The organism is Azohydromonas caseinilytica, assembly GCF_012927045.1.
Taxonomy (GTDB): Bacteria; Pseudomonadota; Gammaproteobacteria; order Burkholderiales; family Burkholderiaceae_C; genus Azohydromonas; species Azohydromonas caseinilytica.
Window position 1 is genome coordinate 177548 of the sequence record NZ_JABBFW010000003.1, and the last position, 19695, is coordinate 197242.

Annotated in this window: 18 protein-coding genes and 2 riboswitches; of the genes, 8 read left to right on the plus strand and 10 right to left on the minus strand. The window is 69.5% G+C overall.

Annotated features, from left to right (window positions below; translation table 11 throughout):
* Positions 1 to 35 precede the first annotated feature (35 nt).
* Complete coding sequence (locus tag HHL10_RS06185; protein ID WP_169159474.1) at positions 36 to 1073, plus strand: quinone-dependent dihydroorotate dehydrogenase; 1038 nt, start codon at positions 36 to 38, stop codon at positions 1071 to 1073.
* Positions 1074 to 1129: 56 nt separating this feature from the next.
* Here the strand turns inward: HHL10_RS06185 and HHL10_RS06190 are convergent, their stop codons facing one another.
* From HHL10_RS06190 to HHL10_RS06200, 3 genes are all read right to left on the minus strand, one after another.
* Complete coding sequence (locus tag HHL10_RS06190) at positions 1130 to 2677, minus strand: hypothetical protein (protein WP_169159475.1); 1548 nt, start codon at positions 2675 to 2677, stop codon at positions 1130 to 1132.
* Between the two features lie 251 nt (positions 2678 to 2928).
* Entirely contained in the window at positions 2929 to 3177 is a 249-nt protein-coding gene (locus HHL10_RS06195) for a hypothetical protein (protein ID WP_169159476.1), read from the minus strand.
* Positions 3174 to 5030, minus strand: a complete 1857-nt coding sequence (locus HHL10_RS06200) for a gamma-glutamyltransferase family protein (RefSeq protein ID WP_235971127.1) — start codon at positions 5028 to 5030, stop codon at positions 3174 to 3176. The genes HHL10_RS06195 and HHL10_RS06200 overlap by 4 nt, the downstream gene beginning before the upstream one ends.
* 75 nt (positions 5031 to 5105) lie before the next feature.
* Here HHL10_RS06200 and HHL10_RS06205 point away from each other — a divergent pair, with 75 nt between their 5' ends.
* Positions 5106 to 6536 (plus strand): phospholipase D-like domain-containing protein, encoded by a 1431-nt coding sequence (locus HHL10_RS06205; RefSeq protein ID WP_169159477.1) that lies wholly within the window; start codon positions 5106 to 5108, stop codon positions 6534 to 6536.
* Positions 6537 to 6594: 58 nt separating this feature from the next.
* On the opposite strand, the gene HHL10_RS06210 is transcribed toward HHL10_RS06205, so the two are convergent.
* Both HHL10_RS06210 and HHL10_RS06215 read right to left on the minus strand, forming a co-directional pair.
* On the minus strand, positions 6595 to 7233 hold the full coding sequence (locus tag HHL10_RS06210; protein ID WP_169159478.1) for a 3-oxoacid CoA-transferase subunit B: 639 nt from the start codon (positions 7231 to 7233) through the stop codon (positions 6595 to 6597).
* Between the two features lie 12 nt (positions 7234 to 7245).
* Complete coding sequence (locus tag HHL10_RS06215) at positions 7246 to 7947, minus strand: CoA transferase subunit A (RefSeq protein ID WP_169159479.1); 702 nt, start codon at positions 7945 to 7947, stop codon at positions 7246 to 7248.
* Positions 7948 to 8044: 97 nt separating this feature from the next.
* Here HHL10_RS06215 and HHL10_RS06220 point away from each other — a divergent pair, with 97 nt between their 5' ends.
* Complete coding sequence (locus HHL10_RS06220; protein WP_169159480.1) at positions 8045 to 8632, plus strand: LuxR C-terminal-related transcriptional regulator; 588 nt, start codon at positions 8045 to 8047, stop codon at positions 8630 to 8632.
* 24 nt (positions 8633 to 8656) lie between these two features.
* On the opposite strand, the gene HHL10_RS06225 is transcribed toward HHL10_RS06220, so the two are convergent.
* Genes HHL10_RS06225 through HHL10_RS06235 form a run of 3 tightly spaced genes read right to left on the minus strand, consistent with a single transcriptional unit; the run spans position 8657 to position 10534 of the window.
* Positions 8657 to 9076: an acyl-CoA thioesterase gene (locus tag HHL10_RS06225; RefSeq protein ID WP_169159481.1), complete on the minus strand. Its 420-nt coding sequence runs from the start codon at positions 9074 to 9076 to the stop codon at positions 8657 to 8659.
* 19 nt (positions 9077 to 9095) lie between these two features.
* On the minus strand, positions 9096 to 9749 hold the full coding sequence (locus tag HHL10_RS06230) for a YceH family protein (protein ID WP_205832929.1): 654 nt from the start codon (positions 9747 to 9749) through the stop codon (positions 9096 to 9098).
* Positions 9749 to 10534 carry an SDR family oxidoreductase gene (locus HHL10_RS06235; RefSeq protein WP_169159482.1) on the minus strand — a complete coding sequence of 262 codons (786 nt, stop codon included), beginning with the start codon at positions 10532 to 10534 and terminating at the stop codon, positions 9749 to 9751. Before HHL10_RS06235 ends, HHL10_RS06230 begins: the two co-directional genes overlap by 1 nt.
* Before the next feature lie 159 nt (positions 10535 to 10693).
* Here HHL10_RS06235 and HHL10_RS06240 point away from each other — a divergent pair, with 159 nt between their 5' ends.
* From HHL10_RS06240 to HHL10_RS06260, 5 genes are all read left to right on the plus strand, one after another.
* A complete protein-coding gene (locus tag HHL10_RS06240) occupies positions 10694 to 12379 on the plus strand; it encodes an electron transfer flavoprotein-ubiquinone oxidoreductase (protein WP_169159483.1) in 1686 nt (561 codons plus the stop codon).
* 128 nt (positions 12380 to 12507) lie between these two features.
* Positions 12508 to 12586: riboswitch (glycine riboswitch) on the plus strand.
* Positions 12587 to 12607: 21 nt separating this feature from the next.
* Positions 12608 to 12734, plus strand: a riboswitch (glycine riboswitch).
* 44 nt (positions 12735 to 12778) lie between these two features.
* Positions 12779 to 13924, plus strand: a complete 1146-nt coding sequence (gcvT, locus tag HHL10_RS06245) for a glycine cleavage system aminomethyltransferase GcvT (protein ID WP_169159484.1) — start codon at positions 12779 to 12781, stop codon at positions 13922 to 13924.
* Positions 13925 to 14044: 120 nt separating this feature from the next.
* Positions 14045 to 14425, plus strand: a complete 381-nt coding sequence (gene gcvH, locus HHL10_RS06250) for a glycine cleavage system protein GcvH (protein WP_169159485.1) — start codon at positions 14045 to 14047, stop codon at positions 14423 to 14425.
* Between the two features lie 131 nt (positions 14426 to 14556).
* Positions 14557 to 17445, plus strand: coding sequence for an aminomethyl-transferring glycine dehydrogenase (gene gcvP, locus HHL10_RS06255; protein ID WP_169159486.1), 2889 nt, complete (start codon positions 14557 to 14559; stop codon positions 17443 to 17445).
* A 34-nt stretch (positions 17446 to 17479) separates the two neighbouring features.
* Positions 17480 to 18871, plus strand: coding sequence for an L-serine ammonia-lyase (locus tag HHL10_RS06260; RefSeq protein WP_169159487.1), 1392 nt, complete (start codon positions 17480 to 17482; stop codon positions 18869 to 18871).
* A 149-nt stretch (positions 18872 to 19020) separates the two neighbouring features.
* Here HHL10_RS06260 and HHL10_RS06265 read toward each other — a convergent pair whose 3' ends face one another.
* Together HHL10_RS06265 and HHL10_RS06270 are read right to left on the minus strand one after the other, a co-directional pair.
* Positions 19021 to 19215 carry a DUF3606 domain-containing protein gene (locus HHL10_RS06265; protein ID WP_169159488.1) on the minus strand — a complete coding sequence of 65 codons (195 nt, stop codon included), beginning with the start codon at positions 19213 to 19215 and terminating at the stop codon, positions 19021 to 19023.
* Positions 19216 to 19354: 139 nt separating this feature from the next.
* On the minus strand, positions 19355 to 19552 hold the full coding sequence (locus tag HHL10_RS06270; RefSeq protein ID WP_169159489.1) for a hypothetical protein: 198 nt from the start codon (positions 19550 to 19552) through the stop codon (positions 19355 to 19357).
* Between the last annotated feature and the right edge of the window lie 143 nt (positions 19553 to 19695).

Consider the following 19695-nt stretch of genomic DNA (forward strand, 5'->3'; position numbering starts at 1 on the left):
GGATTATCGGTGACGCCCTTTGAGACAATCCGGGAATGTCCCTGGTCCCCTACGCTCTCACCCGCCCCTTCCTCTTCGGCCTCGATCCGGAGCAGGCCCACGAACTGACCCTCAACAGCATTGCCCGGCTGCAGAACACGCCGGCGCAGTGCCTGTGGTCCCAGCCGCGCGTGAGCGCGCCGGTAACGGTGGCGGGGCTGCGCTTCCAGAACCGCATCGGCCTCGCCGCCGGGCTGGACAAGAACGGCCGCTGCATCGACGGCCTGGGCGCCATGGGCTTCGGCTTCATCGAGGTCGGCACCGTCACGCCCAAGGGCCAGCCGGGCAACCCCAAGCCGCGCATGTTCCGCATCCCGCAAAAGGAAGCGCTGATCAACCGCCTGGGCTTCAACAACGAGGGCCTGGCCTCGTTCCTGGCCAACGTGCAGCAGGCCCGGACGTTCCGGGCCGGCGGCGGGCTGGTGGGCCTGAACATCGGCAAGAACGCCGCCACGCCCATCGAGAACGCGGTGGACGACTACCTGATCTGCCTGGACGGCGTGTACCCGCATGCCGACTACGTGACCGTCAACATCTCCAGCCCCAACACCAAGAACCTGCGCGCGCTGCAGAGCGACGAGGCGCTGGACGCCCTGCTCTCGCGGCTGCAGGAGCGACGCCAGGCGCTGCAGCGCCAGCACGGCCGCACCGTGCCCATGTTCGTGAAGATCGCGCCCGACCTGGACGAGGCGCAGGTGAAGGTGATCGCCGCCACGCTGCGTGCCAATGGCATCGACGGCGTCATCGCCACCAACACCACGCTGGCGCGCGACGCCGTGCAGGGCCTGCCGCACGCGCAGGAAACCGGCGGGCTGTCCGGCCGCCCGGTGTTCGAGGCCAGCAACCGCGTCATCGCCCAGCTGCGCGCGGCCCTGGGCAGCGGCTATCCCATCATCGGCGTGGGCGGCGTGCTCAGCGGCGCCGACGCCCAGGCCAAGCTGCGCGCGGGCGCGGACTTGGTGCAGATCTACACCGGGCTGATCTACCGCGGCCCGGCCCTGGTGCGCGAGGCGGCCCAGGCCACCGCCGGCTGACATCGGCCGGGGGCGGCCAGGACGACGCCCCAGGCCCCCTGCCATCTGGTCGGTACCTAGCCCCCGGCAGCGCCTGCGGGCTTCGACACCTGCGATACCCCATGGCAGCTGGCCGGCGTGCGGCGATAGAGCGCCCAGGCTCCCGAGGTCGTGACCATCTCGACCTGGCACGGCAGGGACAGGAAGTGGGGAAACAGCCGGTTCACGCTGCGGACCACGAAATAGTCGTAGCGCTCGCCGCGGTGCTTGGTCCAGTCGAAGCGGTAGGGCCGCCATTCGAAAGGCGTCTGCACCCGCGCTTCGCCAGGCCTGAAGCGCACGATCTGGGGCAGCATCTGCGCGAAGTTGGAATCGACGAAGCCGTGCTTCTCGGCCTGGTACCAGCAAGGGAAATGCAGGTAGGTGTGCGGGTTGGCCGCGGCCGAACTGCCCTTGTCGAACATCAGCGACAGCACCCGCTGCTGTGCCGGAATGGCATCCAGGATGGCCTTGAAATCCCGGCTTTCCTCATTGAAGCGGTGGAACTGCCAGGCCCGTGAAGCCGTCATGGCCAGGCACAGGGCGGGCACCGCCGCCAGGGTCATTGCCCTGACAACGTGCCCGGACGCGGTCGCCGGCGCCTCGGCCGGAACGAACATCAGCACGTAGAAGGGCAGCAGGAACAGCGCGAAGCGCTCGTACAGGAAGGCCGTCGCCATCGCCGTCTGGGGCACGACCAGCCCGATCAGCAGCACCACGGCAAACGGGATCACGCGGCGCAGCGTGGGCTGCAGGCGCAGGCCCAGCAGGAAGGGTGCGAGATAGAACAAGGCGAAGGCCAGGCTGTTGAGCACGTAGCCGACCTGCTGCTTTTCCACCGCGGCCACGTCCCACTGGTATCGAAAAAACCGCACGAAACGCCGCGGCGTCAAATCCCAGTTGAATCCCCTGGCCTCCATGTTCTGCCCGTGATTCACCTCCTGGGCAAAGTAGTAATAAACCAGTGCCAGCAGGCCGAGCAAGGCATAGGGAAGCAGCATGAAGACCGCTTGGCGCCGATCGGAAATACCCAGCACGGCATAGCAGAAGCCGATGCCCACGCAGGCCACGAACACCAGGCCGTGTGAAAAGAAAAGCAACACCCCCAAACCCACCAGCAGCCAAAAATTCCGCCAGGTGGCCTGCTCGGCAAAATCAAGAGCCCTCAGAATGAAAAATATGCCGATAGGCGCCGCCAGCAGAAAAGTCAGGAAGCCCCATTTGAAGGCGAAACCGAAAAACCCGCCCAATACCAGCCAGTCCAGGAAAGCCGGGGCCTGGAAGCGCCGGCGCAGTGCCGAAGCGGCCCAGAAGAACGCCACGACGGAAAGCGACAGCACCAGTTTCACGGCACTGGCCATGGACATGAACTGGGCCGCCGCCGCCATGAGCCCATAGCCGATCAGGTAGGGCGTGAAGAAGTTGAAGGCGACGATGTCCGACCAGTGCGAGCGGCCCTGCAGCAGGTCCAGCGCCAGCGCCACTTGTGCGGCATGCTGGGGCACGTCGCCCAGCGGAGGATACTGCGCGATCCAGAGCGACAGCGCCGCCACCGCCACATGGAAGTACAGCAGCGAGCGCCCCACGGCCCGTCCGGTGGACCGCGTCGAAACTGGCGCAAGGGGCTCCTCGCGTGGGATGACATTGACTTCGGACATCCTGTGCACACCCGTCTTGCAAGCTGAATCGGCGCCAAGCCTTGGCACCAAAACTGCAGAAAATCCCGCTGCCCGCCCAGGAAACTCAAGAACCCGGGAATTTCACTAGGCTACGGTGCGAGTCCCCTGCGATACCTTTGGAAGTTTTGCGACTTATAGCATCGCCAAGGACGAGGACGTCATTTCAAACCACGGATAACGCAGGTCAAGACCCGAAATGAAGGAATAGAGAAATAACCATTCAACGCATTAAACCCAAATTTCTTACAAATTTTGAAAAAACAGACAACCAATGAACCTGCATCTCCAGTCTTCAAATATTTAATCGCTTCCCATGCGGTGCTGGCCGTCGACGCCGGCCGGATGCCTGCGCGTACTGGCACGGCGCCCATGCCCTCAAGGCCGCAGCCGCATTCAACAGGGCTCATTCGCCCACGACCACACCCTCGCGCCGTGGATCGGCGCCGCCCACCCAGCCGCCAGGCACGCGCAGCAGCGCCTGGATGCCGCTGTCCAGCGCCACCTCACTGAGCTCGTGGCCCCGCTCGCGCAGCGCCTGCAGCGTGGCCGCCGGGAAGCGTCCCTGCTCCAGCAGCGTGGGCCCGTTCATGCTGCCGAAGTTGGGCAGCTCCACGGCCGCCTGCGGCGCCAGCCCGGCACCCAGCGTGAAGAACAGCGTCTTGGCCGTGTAGTGGATGATCGCGGCCCCGCCGGGTGAGCCCAGCGACATCAGCAGCCGGCCATCGCGCGCATCGAAGACCAGCGTCGGGCTCATGCTGGAGCGCGGCCGCTTGCCCGGCTGTACACGATTGGCCACCGGACGGCCCTGGGCATCGCGCGGCGCAAAAGAGAAGTCGGTGAGCTCGTTGTTGAGCATGAAGCCCCCGGGCAGGCCGGTGCCGCCGTCGGACAGCAGCCGCGAGCCCCAGACGGCCTCGATCGTGGTGGTCATGGACACCGCCCGGCCCTGGGCATCGACGATGCTGACGTGGCTGGTGCCGTACTCCGGCTGCTCGGCCTGCGGTGCCTGGGCCTGGGGCAACGGCCCCGGCTGGCCCGGCTGCGCGGTCCTCATGCTCACGGGCTTCACCAGCGCGGCGCGCCGGCGCAGGTAGTTGCCATCGAGCAGGGTGTTCCAGTCGTTGCCCGGCGCGGGCACGTAGTCCGGGTCGGCCACGTAGGCGGCGCGGTCCGCAAAGGCCAGGCGTGCCGCCTCGGTGTAGGCATGCAGCCAGGCCGGCGCGGGCAGCCCCTGCTGCAGCGGCTCGCCCACGTTCGGCAGCCGCTCCAGCATGCCGAGCATCTGCATCACGGCCAGGTGCCCCGAGGACGGCGGCGGGAAGCCGCAGACGCGGTATCGCACCCGCCACAGCGTGCACATCGGCGCCCGCTCCCGGGGCAGGTAGCCGTCGAGGTCGGCCAGCGTCATCCCTCCGGGATTGACCGGGTGGCCCTGCACCTGGGCGACGATGTCGACCGCCACCGGCCCTTCGTAGAAGGCCGCGGCGCCGTCCCGCGCGATGCCCCTCAGCACCTGCGCCAGCGCTGGATTGCGCAGCCGGTGCCCCACCGGCCAGGGCTCGCCATCGGGCCCGAGCCAGTAGGCCGCCGCGCGCGGCTGCGCCTGCAGCGTGGCCTTCTCCTGCACCAACTGGCGGTGCAGGTAGGGCGTGACGTCGAAACCCTCCTCCGCCAGACGGATGGCGGGCTCGAACAGGCGCCCCCAGGGCAGCCGCCCGTGCTGGCGCTGCGCCGCCTGCAGCATCGCCACCGCGCCCGGCACGCCCACCGAGCGGCCGCCGACCACGGCCTCGGCAAAGGCCATGGGGCTGCCGTCCGGGCGCAGGAACAACGCTTCCCCCGCCGCGCCGGGCGCGCGCTCGCGGCCGTCGAAGGCCTGCACGCGCCGGCCGTCCCAAGTCAACAGGAAGGCGCCGCCGCCGATGCCGCTGGCCTGCGGCTCCACCAGCGTCAGCACCATCTGCACTGCCACCGCCGCATCGACCGCCGAGCCGCCTTCGCGCAGCATCTGCAGGCCAGCCTGCGCCGCCAGCGGGTGCGCGGCCGCCACGGCCATGCGGCTGAAGGTGGCGCGCGGCGGCGTCGATGCGCCCGCGCCGGACGGCCCGGACGGCCACGTGCCGCAGCCCGCCAGGGCCGCGGCCACCAGCACGCACAGCAGCGCCCGGCGCTGTACCCCACCGCGCCAACGCCGGGCGGCGCCGGCCCAGGGCAAAGCCCGGGGCATGGTGGTGATCCCCTGGTTGCAGGTCCGTCGCATGTTGTTCTCCTTGTTCGCGCATACCGCTTGCCTTGACACCGGCATGCGAAGCCCCACTGCAGCAAGGACCCTGCCATGAGCCCGACGCGGGAGTGCCGGCGGCTGCTGGCGCAGCTGCCGTGGCTGCTGCTGTGCCTGTGGCTGGCCGGTTGCGGTGGCCTGCCGAGCATCGTCCCGGACCTGGCGCTGTCACGGCGACCGGTGCAGGTCGAAGGCGCGCACGGGCCGTTGTCGGCGGCGCAGAGCCAGGCGATCCTGGAGCGGGTACAGCGCAGCGGCCGGCCCAACGACGTGCTGGATCGCCACCTCGCCGTGGAAGAGGCGCTGGTGGGTTCGCCCCTGGTGGCGGGCAACCGCGTGCAGCTGCTGCAGGACGGCCCGGACACCTACGAGGCCATGTTCGCCGCCATCCGCGGCGCCCGTGACCACGTCAACCTGGAGTTCTACATCCTGGAAGACGACGACGTCGGCCGGCGCTTCCGCGAGGCCCTGCTGGAGCGCCAGCACGCGGGCGTGCAGGTCAACCTCATCTACGACAGCGTAGGCAGCATCGGCACACCCAAGGCGTTCTTCGACCCGCTGCGCGAGGCGGGCGTGCAGGTGCTGGAGTTCAACCCGGTCAACCCGCTGAAGGTGCGCCGCGGCTGGAACGTCAACCAGCGCGACCACCGCAAGCTGCTGGTGGTGGACGGCCGCGTGGCCTTCCTGGGCGGCATCAACATCAGCGGCGTCTACTCCGGCGGCTCGCTCTCGGGCTCGGGCTCACGCGCCCGCTCGGTGCGCCGGCAACAGGAGCGGCAGCACCGGGCCGACGAACTGCCCTGGCGCGACACGCAGATCCAGATCGAGGGCCCGGTGGTGGCGGAGTACCAGCGCCTGTTCATGGCCACCTGGACCGCGCAGCACGGTCCGGCGCTGCCGCCGCGCGACTACTTCCCCACCCAGCAGCCGGCGGGCAGCGAGGTGGTGCGCGCCATCGGCAGCTCGCCCGACGAGCCCTACAGCTTCATCTACGCCACGCTGATCTCGGCGCTGCGCAGCGCGGAGTTCGAGATCCTCATCACCACCGCGTACTTCGTGCCCGATCCGCAGCTGCTCGACGCCCTGCAGGAGGCGGCGCGGCGCGGGGTGAAGATCAGGATGCTGCTGCCCAGCCGCAGCGACAGCGCCTTCGTGCTCGCCGCCGGGCGCGCCTACTACCAGGCGCTGCTGGACAGCGGCGTGGAGCTGTACGAGCGCCGCGACGCGCTGCTGCACGCCAAGACGGCGGTGATCGACGGCGTGTGGTCCACCGTGGGCTCCACCAACCTCGACTGGCGCAGCTTCCTGCACAACCAGGAGCTCAACGCCGTGGTGCTGGGGCCGGCCTTCGGCGCGCGCATGCGCGAGGTGTTCAACCGCGACCTGGCCGCCTCGCGCCGCATCGAGCCGGCCGAGTGGCGGCGGCGCCCGCTGCGCCAGCGGCTGATGGAGCAGACGGCGCGGCTGTGGGCCTGGTGGCTGTAGCCGGCGCCCCAAAGAACAAGCCGCCCGCAGGCGGCTCGTTGTCAGCGCGGCGCGCGGCTCAGAGCAGCGTCACGCCGGTCTTGGACTGCACGTACTCGCGCGTCACTTCGGGGGCGAGCTCGACCAGCTTCAGGCCTTGCGGGGTGACGTCCATCACCGCCAGGTCGGTGATGATGCGGTGCACCACACCCACGCCGGTCAGCGGCAGCGTGCACTTGGGCAGGATCTTGAGGTCCTCGGTGCCGTCCTTCTTGCGGGCCACGTGCTCCATCACGACGATCACGCGCGGCACGCCGGCCACCAGGTCCATGGCGCCACCCATGCCCTTGACCATCTTGCCGGGGATCATCCAGTTGGCCAGGTCGCCCTTCTCGCTGACCTGCATCGCGCCCAGGATGCTGAGGTTGATCTTGCCGCCGCGGATCATGGCGAAGCTCTCGTGCGAGCCGAAGATGCTGGAGCCGGCAATGGTGGTGACGGTCTGCTTGCCGGCGTTGATGAGGTCGGCGTCCACCTCGTCCTCGGTCGGGAACGGGCCGATGCCCAGCATGCCGTTCTCGCTCTGCAGCCACACCTCGATGCCTTGCGGCACGTGGTTGGCGACCAGCGTCGGGATGCCGATGCCGAGGTTGACGTAGAAGCCGTCTTGGAGCTCGGTCGCGGCCTTGGCGGCCATCTGGTCTTGGGTCCAGGGCATGTTGCTTCTCCTTCAGGCGGCCGGACGGGTGGTGCGCTTCTCGATGCGCTTTTCGGGATGCGGATTGAGCACGAGGCGCTGCACGTAGATGCCCGGCAGGTGCACGGCGTCCGGATCGATGTCGCCGACCTCGACGATCTCCTCGACTTCCACCACGGTGATCTTGCCGGCCATGGCCACGGCCGGGTTGAAGTTGCGTGCCGTGCGGCGGAACACCAGGTTGCCGCTCTTGTCGGCCTTCCAGGCCTTAACCAGCGACACCTCGGGAGTGAGCGCGCGCTCCATGATGTAGGTATGGCCGTCGAACTCGCGCGTTTCCTTGCCTTCCGCCACCAGCGTGCCCACGCCGGTGCGCGTGAAGAAGGCCGGAATGCCGGCGCCACCGGCACGCAGTTTCTCCGCCAGCGTGCCCTGCGGCGTGAATTCCAGCTCCAATTCCCCAGCCAGGTACTGGCGCTCGAATTCCTTGTTCTCGCCCACGTAGCTGGAAATCATCTTGCGGATCTGCCGGGTTTCCAGCAGCTGGCCCAGGCCAAAGCCGTCCACGCCGGCGTTGTTGGAAATGACGGTCAGATTCTTGACGCCGCTGTCGCGCAGCGCGGCGATGAGGGCTTCGGGAATGCCGCACAGGCCAAAGCCGCCGACGGCCAGCAATTGGCCGTCCTTGACGATGCCCTTCAGCGCTTCCGCGGCGCTTGGGTAGAGCTTGTTCATCCAGGGTCTCCTGCTTGGGAACGGCGCACTGTACTACTTAACGCATTAAGTAGTTATTAAGTAGAATTGCCTAAAGCCAATTCCGGAGCCACCACAAATGCAATTGCCGCCGCCGAATGCGCCTGAACTCGCACCGCTGGATTACCGCACCGCTTTCGACCTCGCACCCATCGGGCTGGTGATTTCACGCAATCGGCAGATGCTGGACTGCAACCGCCACATGCTGGCCATGTTCGGCGCCGAGCGCGAGGATCTGGTCGGCCGCTCCTTCGAGATGCTCTACCCCAGTGTCGAGGAGTTCGAGCGCACCGGGCAGCGCATCGTGGCCAGCCTCGACCAGCAGGGCTGGTACGCCGACGAGCGCGTGATGAAGCGCGTGGGCGGCCCGCAGGGCGGCGAGCTGTTCTGGTGCCATGTCTCCGGCCGCGCGCTGGACCCGGCGCAGCCGCACGCCGCGGGCATCTGGAGCTTCGAGGACCTGTCCCCGCGCCGGCGCCTGGGCTGCGAGCTCACGGCGCGCGAGCGCGAGATCGCCGCGCTGCTCATCGACGGCCTCACCAGCAAGCTCATCGGCCGAAAGCTCAACATCAGCCCGCGCACGGTGGACGTCTACCGCGCGCGGCTGATGCGCAAGTACGGCGCCTCCACCACGCCGGAGCTGGTGCACAAGCTGCTGAGCGCCTGAACCGCCTGGCGGGGGCCGCCGGCCTCAATCCAGCAGGGACTTGACCCACTCCGGCAGCGGCACCGAGCGCTTGGTGGCCGAGTCGGCCCACACCACCTTGGCGCCGCCGCTGGCGGCGATGTCGCCGGGGCGGTCTACCCGCTCCAGCGTGGTGTAGGTCTCGAAGCTGCTGCGCCCGGGCCTGGCCACGTAGAAGCGCGCCAGCAGCTCGCCGGGGTACTCCAGCTGCTGCAGGAAGTTGCAAAAGGCATTGATGATCACCGGCCCGCTGCCGCCGGGGTCGGGCGGCACGCCGTGCGACTGCAGCCAGTCCACGCGCACGATCTCCAGGTAGCGGAAATAGACGGTGTTGTTGACATGGCCCATGGCGTCCATGTCGCCCCAGCGGATGGGAATCCGCATCTCGTGAACGAGTTTCTTCTCTTCGGGCAGGTCGAATCGCATCGATGTGTGGACTGGAAATTCAGGCTTCGCTCTTGAGGTTGGCGTCCACGCCCAGCTCGGAAGCCAGGCGCAGCACCAGCGCGCGCAGCTCCGCCACTTCGGCGCGCAGCGCGGCGATCTCGTCGGCACGTGCCGGCTTCGGCGCCGCCAGCTCCTCGGCGCTGGCCACGGGCAGCGCGGGCTCGCCGGTGAGCAGCTGCGCCCAGCGCGCCTCGCGCGCGCCCGGCGAGCGTGCCAGCCGTACCACGCGCGGCGGGTCCTTCTCGGCCAGCTCTTCCAGGAAGCCCTCGACCGACGAGGTGTCGGCGAAGCGGTGCAGCCGCTCGCTGTTGGCGCGCAGCTCGGCGGCGGTCTGCGGACCGCGCAGCAGCAGCGTGGTCAGCAGCGCCGCGGCCGCGCCGGGCACGCCCAGGCCGCGCGGGGCGTTGTGGTCGTAGCGCGTGACGCGCATGCCGCTGACCTCGTTGACCAGCGACAGCTCGCGCAGGCCCTCGATGGCCTCCAGCACGTCGGCCTCGGAGAGGCTCATCACCGGGTCGCGCGCGCTCTTCTGGTTGCAGCCCGCCACCAGCGCGTTGAGCGACAGCGGGTAGGTGTCCGGCACGGTGGCCTGCTTCTCCACCAGCACGGCCAGCACGCGCCCCTCGGCGGGCGTCAGGTCGCGCAGGGCCATTACCAGACTCCGAAGCCGTCGTCCGCCGCGACCACGGCGCCGTTGATGAAGTGGCTCTCGTTGGCGCAGAGCATCATCAGCACGGAATCCAGGTCCTGCGGGCGGCCGATGCGCTTGCGCGGCGTCATCTTCACCAGATCCTGCGCGGTGCTGTGCGTCCACTCGTGGTGGTTCTGCTCGGTGTCGATGTAGCCGGGGCAGATGGCATTGACGTTGATGCCGAAACCACCCCACTCCAGCGCCATGGCACGCGTCATGTAGATCAGCGCCGCCTTGCTCATGCCGAAGGCGCCGGACTCGGCCTGGATGCGCTGCGCGGCCATCGAGGAGATGTTGACGATGCGACCACCGGTGAAGGTGCCCGGCAGGGCGCCCTGTGCACGGCCGATCATGCGCTTGGCCACCTCCTGCGCCATGAAGAAGGCCCCGCGCAGGTTGCACTTCATGACGTAGTCGTAGTCCTCGGGCGTGACCTCCAGCAGCTTCTGCTGCGCATTGACCCCGGCGTTGTTGACGAGGATGTCGATGGCGCCCATCTCCGTCTCGGCATGCGCCACGGCGGCGCGGATGCTGTCCGGATCGGTCACGTCCAGCCCCACCACGTGCGCGTCGCCGCCCTCGGCCTCGATCTCGGCGCGCAGCGTCTTGAGCTTCTCCACGCGGCGCGCCGAGAGCACCACGCCGGCGCCGGCCCGCGCCAGCACGCGCGCGAACTGCGCACCCAGTCCACCCGAGGCGCCGGTGACGAAAGCCACGCGGCCCGAAAGATCGATCTGATAGCTCATGAGGCAGCAGCCTCCTTCGACTGCGTTCAAATGGGCCGGCCAAGATAGCACGGCCGCGCCGCCCGCCCGGGACGGGCCTGCCGCGACTGGGCGCGAGGCGCGGAGGGTGTAACGAGCGGTCTAAGATGACGGGCTTTTCCCACAGCAGCTCAAATCTCGATGACGCCGCAGCAACTGCTCGAACAGTACGGCCCGCGCGAGTCCATGGACTACGACGTGGTGATCGTCGGCGCCGGCCCCGCGGGGCTGGCCACCGCCATCCGGCTCAAGCAGCTCGCCGCCGCCGCGGGCTCGGAGATCTCGGTGGTGGTGCTGGAAAAGGGCTCCGAACCCGGCGCCCACATCCTCTCCGGGGCCATCATGGACCCCATCGCGCTCAACGAGCTCTTCCCCGACTGGCAGGACAAGGGCGCGCCGCTCAGGCAGCCCGTCACCGAGGACGAGTTCCTGTTCCTCTCCGAGACCGGCGCGAAAGCCACCCCGCACGCCCTGCTGCCCGACTGCTTCAAGAACCACGGCAACTACATCGTCAGCCTGGGCGAGGTGGTGCGCTGGCTCGCTGGGCAAGCCGAAGAGCTGGGCGTGGAGATCTTCCCCGGCTTTGCCGCGGCGGAGGTGCTCTACGCCGAGGACGGCTCGGTGCGCGGCGTGGCGACCGGGAACATGGGCATCGGCAAGGACGGCGAGCCGACGGAAAACTTCCAGCTCGGCATGGAGCTGTGCGCCAAGTACACGATCTTTGCCGAGGGCTCGCGCGGCCACCTGGGCAAGCAGCTCATCGAGCGCTTCCGGCTGGATGAGGGCAAGGACCCGCAGAGCTACGGCATCGGCCTCAAGGAGCTGTGGGAAGTGCCGGCGGCGAACCACAAGCCGGGCCTGGTGGTGCACACCGCCGGCTGGCCGCTGGATGCCAGCACCTACGGCGGCTCCTTCATCTACCACGCGGCGGACAACAAGATTGCCATCGGCTTCGTGGTGGGCCTGGACTACCAGAACCCCTGGCTGAGCCCGTTCGAGGAATTCCAGCGCTTCAAGACGCATCCCGCGATCAGGAAACACCTGGAGGGCGGCAAGCGCATCTCTTATGGCGCGCGCGCCATCACCGCCGGCGGGCTGCTGTCGCTGCCCAAGACGGTGTTCCCGGGCGGCGCGCTGGTGGGCTGCGACGCGGGCTATCTGAACGCCAGCCGCATCAAGGGCAGCCATGCCGCCATCAAGAGCGGGATGCTGTGCGCTGAAAGTGCCTTCGAGGCGCTGGGCGCCGGGCGCAGCGGCGACGTACTCTCAGCCTACCCGGAAGCCTTCGAAAAGAGCTGGCTGCATGAGGAGTTGCTGCAAGCCAAGAACTTCAAGCAGTGGTTCAAGAAGGGCCGCGGCACGGCCACGCTGATGACCGGCATCGAGCAGTGGCTGCTGCCGCGCTTGGGCGTGAAGAAGGCGCCGTGGACGCTCAACCGCAAGCTGCCCGACCACGTCAACCTGCGCCCGGCGGCGGAGTTCCCGCGCATCGAGTACCCCAAGCCCGACGGCGTGCTGACCTTCGACCGCCTCTCCTCGGTGTTCGTCAGCAACACCAACCATGAGGAGAACCAGCCCGCGCACCTCACGCTCAAGGACGCGGCGGTGCCCACGCGCATCAACCTGCCCACCTTCGCCGGGCCGGAGAGCCGCTACTGCCCCGCCGGGGTGTACGAGTTCGTGCCGGCCGAGGGCGGCGGCGAGCGCTTGCAGATCAACGCCCAGAACTGCGTGCACTGCAAGACCTGCGACATCAAGGACCCGACGCAGAACATCGTCTGGGTCACGCCCGAGGGCGGCGGCGGGCCCAACTACGCGGGCATGTGAGCCCCGGGCGGGCGACGGTTGCCGGGCACAGCGCCCAACCATCGCCCATGTCGGCTTTTTTGTCTCAAACCGACATCCCTGTCGCAATCGGGGCCGGTCGGGTGTGAGCCGCTGTTACACTGCCGGCCGCCAGGAGAGAGCCCCGTGATCACGGGGCCGCCGAAGGCGCAGGGGCTTGGCCCCGAACGCTCAGGCAAAAGGACTGGCAAGCGCCCGTTTTCGAAGGGGCGACACCTCACTGGAGAGAGACTGCGCCCGTACCGGGTGTTGCAGTCCACCGAAGGGGCAAGCGCAGTGGCATCCTCAAGTGGAGGCCCTCGCCAATCTCTCAGGTAAAGCGGACAGCGGGGGCAATAAGCACCACCTTCACCGGTGGCCGCCCGCCCTTGGGAGACCCGCATGACCGCTCCGACCGCCACCTCCGACACCGTTCCCCCCGTCCTGCAGCGCACGCCACTGCACGCGCTGCACCTTGAGCTGGGCGCCCGCATGGTGCCCTTCGCCGGCTACGAGATGCCGGTGAGCTACCCCGCCGGCATCCTGGCCGAGCACCGGCACTGCCGCGAGGCGGCGGCGCTGTTCGACGTGTCGCACATGGGCCAGGTGCGGCTGGAGGGCGCGGAAGCGGCGCAGGCGCTGGAGTCGCTGGTGCCGGTGGACATCGCGGACCTGCCCATCGGGCGCCAACGCTACGGTTTCTTCACCAACACCGCCGGCGGCATCCTGGACGACCTGATGGTCACGCGCCGCCCGCAGGACCTGTTCATGGTCATCAACGCCAGCCGCAAGGACCACGACCTGCAGCTGCTGCGCACCCAGATCGGCCATCGCTGCCACGTCGTCTCCATGCCCGAGCGCGCGCTGCTGGCGCTGCAGGGCCCGCTGGCGGTGCAGGCCCTGGCGCGGCTGGACGCCGGCGTGGCGGCGCTGACCTTCATGGGCACCGGCAGCTTCAGCCTCAACGGCGCCGAGTGCTTCGTCAGCCGCAGCGGCTACACCGGCGAGGACGGCTTCGAGATCTCCGTGCCGGCCGAGGCCGCCGCGTCCCTGGCCAAGGCGCTGCTGGCGCAGCCCGAAGTAAAGCCTGCCGGCCTGGGCGCGCGCGACACGCTGCGCCTGGAAGCGGGCCTGTGCCTGTACGGCCACGACATCGACGAGTCCACCACGCCGGTGGAAGCCGGCCTGACCTGGGCCATCCAGAAGGTGCGCCGCCCGGGCGGCGCACGCGCCGGCGGCTATCCCGGCAGCCAGGCCATCGAGGCGCAGCTCGCCAACGGCGCGCCGCGCAAGCGCGTGGGCCTGCTCGGCCTGGAGCGCGCCCCGGTGCGCGAGGGCGCGCCGGTGCTGGACGCACGGGGCCAGCGCGTGGGCCAGGTCACCAGCGGCACGCTGTCGCCGCAGCTGGGCAAGCCCATCGCCATGGCCTACGTGGACGCGGCCCATGCCGTCCCGGGCGCCGACCTCAGCGCCGAGGTGCGGCTCAAGCCGCAGCCCATGCGCGTGGTGGCCATGCCCTTCGCGCCGCACCGCTACCACCGCGGCTGACCCTTTCTCCGAGGCATGCCCGAGCGACCCGCAAAGGAGGCGTGCCCCGATTCCCGCATCGTTCGACTCCGTTTCCAACCCGGCGCCCCGCGCCTTTCGCACCACCGAGGAGCCCTGCCCATGAGCACCCGTTTCACGCCCGACCACGAATGGATCAGCATCGAAGAAGACCACGAGGCCGCCGTGGTGGGCATCACGAAGCACGCGCAGGACGCGCTGGGCGACGTGGTGTTCGTTGACCTGCCCGAGGTCGGCCGCACCCTCGCCAAGGGCGAAGTGGCCGGCGTGGTCGAGTCCGTGAAGGCTGCCGCCGACCTGTACATGCCCGTGAGCGGCGAGATCGTCGAGGTCAACGAGGCGCTGCGCGACGACCCCTCGCTGGCCAACACCGACCCGATGGGCCAGGGCTGGTTCTTCAAGGTCCACGTCAAGGACCTGGCCGAGTACGAAGCGCTCATGGACGCGCCGGCCTACGACGCGCTGGTCGAGTCCGAACAGTGATGTTTTCCGGCACGGGCCCTGGCGCCCGTGCCGCGCGCGGCAAGCCGATTGCCGCGCCGATATGAATTCCCGGCAGGCGCCGCCGCCCGCGCCGCACACCCCTCATCCGCCCTTCAGCCGCCCTTCTCACCATGCCTGAAAACTTCCCGCCGCTGGCCGAGCTCGAGAACAGGTCCGAATTCGTTTTCCGCCACATCGGCCCGGAGCCGCATGAGCAGGCGCAGATGCTGTCGGTGATCGGCGCCGCGTCGCGCGCCGCGCTGATCGAAGCGGTGATGCCGCGCAACATCGCGCGCAGCCGTCCCATGGACCTGCCCGCCGCCGCCACCGAGGCGCAGGCGCTGCTGGAGCTGCGCGCCATCGCCGCGCGCAACCGCATCCTCAAGAGCTTCATTGGCCAGGGCTACCACGGCACCCTGACGCCCACGGTGATCCTGCGCAACGTGCTGGAGAACCCGGCCTGGTACACGGCCTACACGCCCTACCAGGCGGAGATCTCGCAGGGCCGCATGGAGGCGCTGCTCAACTTCCAGACCATGGTCACGGACCTCACGGCGCTGGACATCGCCAACGCCTCGATGCTGGACGAGGCCACCGCCGCCGCCGAGGCCATGACGCTGGCGATGCGCGTGGGCAAGAGCAAGAGCACGCGCTGCTTCGTCGCCAACGACGTGCTGCCGCAGACGCTGCAGGTGATGCGCACCCGCGCCGAGCCGCTGGGCATCGAGATCGTCACCGGCCCGGCCGAGTCCGCCGGCGAGCACGACTGCTTTGCCGCGCTGTTCCAGTACCCGGGCGTGACCGGCCGCATTCTCGATCTCAAGCCGCTGGCCGACGCCGTGCACGCCCGCGGCGGCCAGGTGATCGTCGCCGCCGACCTGCTGGCGCTGACGCTGCTGAAGGCGCCGGGCGAGCTGGGCGCCGACATCGCCGTGGGCAGCACGCAGCGCTTCGGCATGCCCATGGGCTGCGGCGGCCCGCACGCCGCCTACATGGCCACGCGCGACAGCCACAAGCGCTCGCTGCCGGGCCGCATCGTGGGCGTGAGCGTGGACGCCCACGGCGCGCCGGCGCTGCGCTTGGCGCTGCAGACGCGCGAGCAGCACATCCGCCGCGAGAAGGCCACTTCCAACATCTGCACCGCGCAGGTGCTGCCGGCGGTCATCGCCAGCATGTACGCCGTCTACCACGGCCCCGAAGGCCTCAAGCGCATTGCGCGCCGCGTGGCAGCCTACACCGCGATCCTGGCCGCGGGCCTGAAGCAGCTGGGCTGGACGCTGGCCCATGAAGAAGCCTTCGACACGCTGCAGGTGCTCACGGGCGAGCGCAGCGCCGGCCTGCTGGCCGCCGCCGAAGCCGCCGGCATGAACCTGCGCCGCGCCGGCAACGAGGCGCTGGGCATCACGCTGGACGAGACCACCACGCGCGAGGACCTGCAGGCGCTGTGGAAGGTGTTCGCCGGCGAGCAGGCCGTGCCCACCTTCGCCGACCTGGAGCGCAGCGCCCCGCTGCTGCCCGCGGCGCTGGCGCGCCAGAGCGACTTCCTGACGCACCCGGTGTTCAACACGCACCACAGCGAGACGGAGATGCTGCGCTACATCCGCGGCCTCTCCGACAAGGACCTGGCGCTGGACCGCAGCATGATCCCGCTGGGCTCCTGCACCATGAAGCTCAACGCCACCAGCGAGATGATCCCCATCACCTGGCCGGCCTTCGCGCATGTGCACCCCTTCGCCCCGGCCGACCAGCTCGAAGGCTACCGGCTGCTCGACGAGCAGCTGCGCGCCTGGCTGTGCCAGGCCACGGGCTACGCCGGCATCAGCCTGCAGCCCAACGCCGGCTCGCAGGGCGAGTACGCCGGGCTGCTGGCGATCCAGGCCTGGCATGCCTCGCGCGGCCAGGGCCATCGCGACGTGTGCCTGATCCCCGAGTCCGCCCACGGCACCAACCCGGCCAGCGCCGGCATGGTCAACATGAAGGTGGTGGTCGTGAAGTGCGACGCCATGGGCAACGTGGACCTGGCCGACCTGCGCGCCAAGTGCGAGGCGCACTCGGACAAGCTGGCGGCGATCATGATCACCTACCCCTCCACCTACGGCGTCTACGACGGCCACGTGAAGGAGCTGTGCGCGCTGGTGCACCAGCATGGCGGCCGGGTGTACGTGGACGGCGCCAACATGAACGCGCTGGTGGGCCTGGCGGCGCCGGGCGAGTTCGGCGGCGACGTCAGCCACCTGAACCTGCACAAGACCTTCTGCATCCCGCACGGCGGCGGCGGCCCCGGCGTCGGCCCGGTGTGCGTGGTGGAAGACCTGGTGCCCTTCCTGCCCGGCCAGCCGGGCGGCGCGCAAGCGCAGGGCGGCGTGGGCCCGGTGTCGGCGGCGCCGCTGGGCAACGCGGCGGTGCTGCCGATCAGCTGGATGTACATCCGCATGATGGGCGCCGAAGGCCTGACGGCCGCCACCGAGACGGCGATCCTGTCGGCCAACTACGTGGCCGCGCGCCTGTCGGCGCACTACGACATCCACTTCAGCGGCAGTGTCGAGGGCCTCCAGGGTGGCGGCGTGGCGCACGAGTGCATCCTGGACCTGCGCCCGCTCAAGGACAGCTCCGGCGTCACGGCCGAGGACGTGGCCAAGCGGCTCATCGATTACGGCTTCCACGCGCCGACGCTGTCCTTCCCCGTGGCCGGCACGCTCATGGTGGAGCCCACCGAGAGCGAGCCGCTGGTGGAGCTGGACCGCTTCTGCGACGCGATGATCGCCATCCGCCAGGAGATCGCGCAGGTCGAGTCCGGCGCCTGGCCGCGCGAGGACAACCCGCTGAAGAACGCGCCGCACACGGCCGAATCGCTGCTCAAGGCCGAGTGGCCGCACGGCTACACGCGCGAGCAGGCCGCCTACCCGGTGGCCGCCCTGCGGCGCCAGAAGTACTGGGCGCCGGTGGGCCGCGTGGACAACGTGCACGGCGACCGCAACCTGTTCTGCACCTGCCCGCCCACGGCGTCCTACGAGGACTGACCGCGCGGCCGGCAGCGCCTGAAGGAGTTCAACCATGGCGGTGTCGGTCTTCGACCTGTTCCGCATCGGCATCGGCCCCAGCAGCTCCCACACGGTGGGGCCGATGCGCGCGGCGCGGCTGTTCGCCGAGCGGCTGCGCCAGGAGGGCCTGCTGGAGGCCACGGCCCGCGTGCAGTGCGACCTCTACGGTTCGCTGGGCGCCACCGGCAAGGGCCACGGCAGCGACAAGGCGGTGTGGCTGGGACTGGCCGGCCACGACCCGGAGACGGTGGACGTGGACGCCATCCCCGCCCTGCTGCAGCGCCTGCAGGCCGAGCAGCGGCTGCCGCTGGGCGGCACGCAGCCGGTGGCCTTCGGCGCCACGGACCTGCGCTTCCACCGCAGCCGGACGCTGCCCTTCCACGCCAACGGCATGACGCTGCGGGCGCTGGACGCGGACGGCAGCCCCATCGCCGAACGCACCTACTACTCGGTGGGCGGCGGCTTCGTCATCAGCGAGGAGGTGGCGGCCGACGGCAGCCGGCACCGCGCCATCGCGCCCGACACCACGGTGCTGCCCTACCCCTTCCACAGTGGCGAGGAGCTGCTGGCGCTGTGCGAGCGCGAGGGCTGCGGCATTGCCGAGCTGATGCGCCGCAACGAGCGCCACTGGCGCAGCGACGCGGAGATCGACACCGGGCTGCTGCGCCTCTGGGACGTGATGCAGCGCTGCGTGGAGCGCGGCTGCCGCACCGAGGGCGTGCTGCCCGGCGGCTTCAAGGTGCGCCGGCGCGCCCCCGAGCTGTGGCGCCAGCTCGCGGCACAGGAGGCGGCGGGCGGGCCGCAGGACCCGCTGGCCGTCATTGATTGGGTGAACCTGTTCGCACTGGCGGTGAACGAGGAGAACGCCGCCGGCGGGCGCGTGGTGACGGCGCCCACCAACGGCGCCGCGGGCATCGTGCCGGCGGTGCTGCACTACTACCGGCGCTTCGTGCCGGGCTCGACCGACGCGGGCGTGGTGGACTTCCTGCTCACGGCCGGGGCGATCGGCATCCTCTACAAGGAAAACGCCAGCATCTCCGGCGCCGAGGTCGGCTGCCAGGGCGAGGTGGGCGTGGCCTGCTCGATGGCGGCCGGCGCCCTGTGCGCCGTCACCGGCGGGACGCCGGCGCAGGTGGAGAACGCGGCCGAGATCGCCATGGAGCACCACCTGGGCCTGACCTGCGACCCGGTGGGCGGTCTGGTGCAGATCCCGTGCATCGAGCGCAACGCCATCGCCTCGGTCAAGGCGATCAACGCCGCGCGCATGGCGCTGCGCGGCGACGGCACGCACCACGTCAGCCTGGACAAGGTCATCAAGACCATGCGCGAGACCGGCGCCGACATGCTGACCAAGTACAAGGAAACCGCCCGCGGCGGCCTCGCGGTCAACATCGTGGAGTGCTGAGCCGCGCGAAGAAGCGGCTTGCAGCGTCGATCGTCAACCCACGGGCAACGGTCTAGTCACCGAGTGACACTCCGCAGCTCGATTGCTCAGCTCTAGTAAACAATCAAGCCGCTGCCTGCGCGCTTGAACTAGGCGAGCGTCAAGGTCGCTCAGCGCTGCCCGCGTCGCTCTTCCAGCGCCTGCCGCACGGCGGCGACATGCTCGCCGACGCGATCGACGATGTCCTTGAGCTCGTCCTCGCCGCAGTGCAGCTGGTCGCACCAGTAGCGCAGCTCGACCGGGTCCATGGTGTTGACGCGGCCCGGGTCCAGGGGCTGGAAAGACTGATGAGGCGCGTTGGGCATGCGGACTCCTTGGTGCAGCGCGGGCCGCGAAGGCGGCCGCCGGCGCATTGGGAAGTCCAGCATCGCGCGGTGCCGCGGCGGGCACCTTGCGCTGGCTCAGCCCGAGGGCCGCGCGGCGGCGGCCATCGGTAAGCGGGAGTTAACGCTTCTGGTCGAAGCGGCGGGCACGGCCGCCGACGCGCCGGTCGTGGCCCAGCGGAGCGATGTAGAACGGCTCGAACTTGCGGCCCTTGTCGGCACTGTCGGTGCCGTCGAAAAGCGGGTCGGCGTGCTTGCGCTCGGCGGGGCGAGTGTGGGCGGCGTGCTTCGTCATGGCTTGCATCTGCGTGGCGTCCATCGGGACGGTCTGCTCACAACGAGGCAATCGCCGGGCCGGATGACAGTCCGGCCCAAATTTTTTGAGTTTTTAGGGTTTTCACTTAGGAACCCACAGCCCACCGGATGCAACACGGTGCAACGCGCTTGGCACGCGCTGCCCGT

Bases quoted from the DNA above. Each gene is read 5' to 3' on its own strand.
- HHL10_RS06185 (WP_169159474.1), top strand. From the start codon at position 36: ATGTCCCTGGTCCCCTACGCTCTCACCCGCCCCTTCCTCTTCGGCCTC.
- HHL10_RS06195 (WP_169159476.1), bottom strand. From the start codon at position 3,177: ATGAGCCCTGTTGAATGCGGCTGCGGCCTTGAGGGCATGGGCGCCGTG.
- HHL10_RS06200 (WP_235971127.1), bottom strand. From the start codon at position 5,030: ATGCGACGGACCTGCAACCAGGGGATCACCACCATGCCCCGGGCTTTG.
- HHL10_RS06205 (WP_169159477.1), top strand. From the start codon at position 5,106: ATGAGCCCGACGCGGGAGTGCCGGCGGCTGCTGGCGCAGCTGCCGTGG.
- HHL10_RS06210 (WP_169159478.1), bottom strand. From the start codon at position 7,233: ATGCCCTGGACCCAAGACCAGATGGCCGCCAAGGCCGCGACCGAGCTC.
- HHL10_RS06215 (WP_169159479.1), bottom strand. From the start codon at position 7,947: ATGAACAAGCTCTACCCAAGCGCCGCGGAAGCGCTGAAGGGCATCGTC.
- HHL10_RS06220 (WP_169159480.1), top strand. From the start codon at position 8,045: ATGCAATTGCCGCCGCCGAATGCGCCTGAACTCGCACCGCTGGATTAC.
- HHL10_RS06225 (WP_169159481.1), bottom strand. From the start codon at position 9,076: ATGCGATTCGACCTGCCCGAAGAGAAGAAACTCGTTCACGAGATGCGG.
- HHL10_RS06230 (WP_205832929.1), bottom strand. From the start codon at position 9,749: ATGGCCCTGCGCGACCTGACGCCCGCCGAGGGGCGCGTGCTGGCCGTG.
- HHL10_RS06235 (WP_169159482.1), bottom strand. From the start codon at position 10,534: ATGAGCTATCAGATCGATCTTTCGGGCCGCGTGGCTTTCGTCACCGGC.
- HHL10_RS06240 (WP_169159483.1), top strand. From the start codon at position 10,694: ATGACGCCGCAGCAACTGCTCGAACAGTACGGCCCGCGCGAGTCCATG.
- gcvT (WP_169159484.1), top strand. From the start codon at position 12,779: ATGACCGCTCCGACCGCCACCTCCGACACCGTTCCCCCCGTCCTGCAG.
- gcvH (WP_169159485.1), top strand. From the start codon at position 14,045: ATGAGCACCCGTTTCACGCCCGACCACGAATGGATCAGCATCGAAGAA.
- gcvP (WP_169159486.1), top strand. From the start codon at position 14,557: ATGCCTGAAAACTTCCCGCCGCTGGCCGAGCTCGAGAACAGGTCCGAA.
- HHL10_RS06260 (WP_169159487.1), top strand. From the start codon at position 17,480: ATGGCGGTGTCGGTCTTCGACCTGTTCCGCATCGGCATCGGCCCCAGC.
- HHL10_RS06265 (WP_169159488.1), bottom strand. From the start codon at position 19,215: ATGCCCAACGCGCCTCATCAGTCTTTCCAGCCCCTGGACCCGGGCCGC.
- HHL10_RS06270 (WP_169159489.1), bottom strand. From the start codon at position 19,552: ATGGACGCCACGCAGATGCAAGCCATGACGAAGCACGCCGCCCACACT.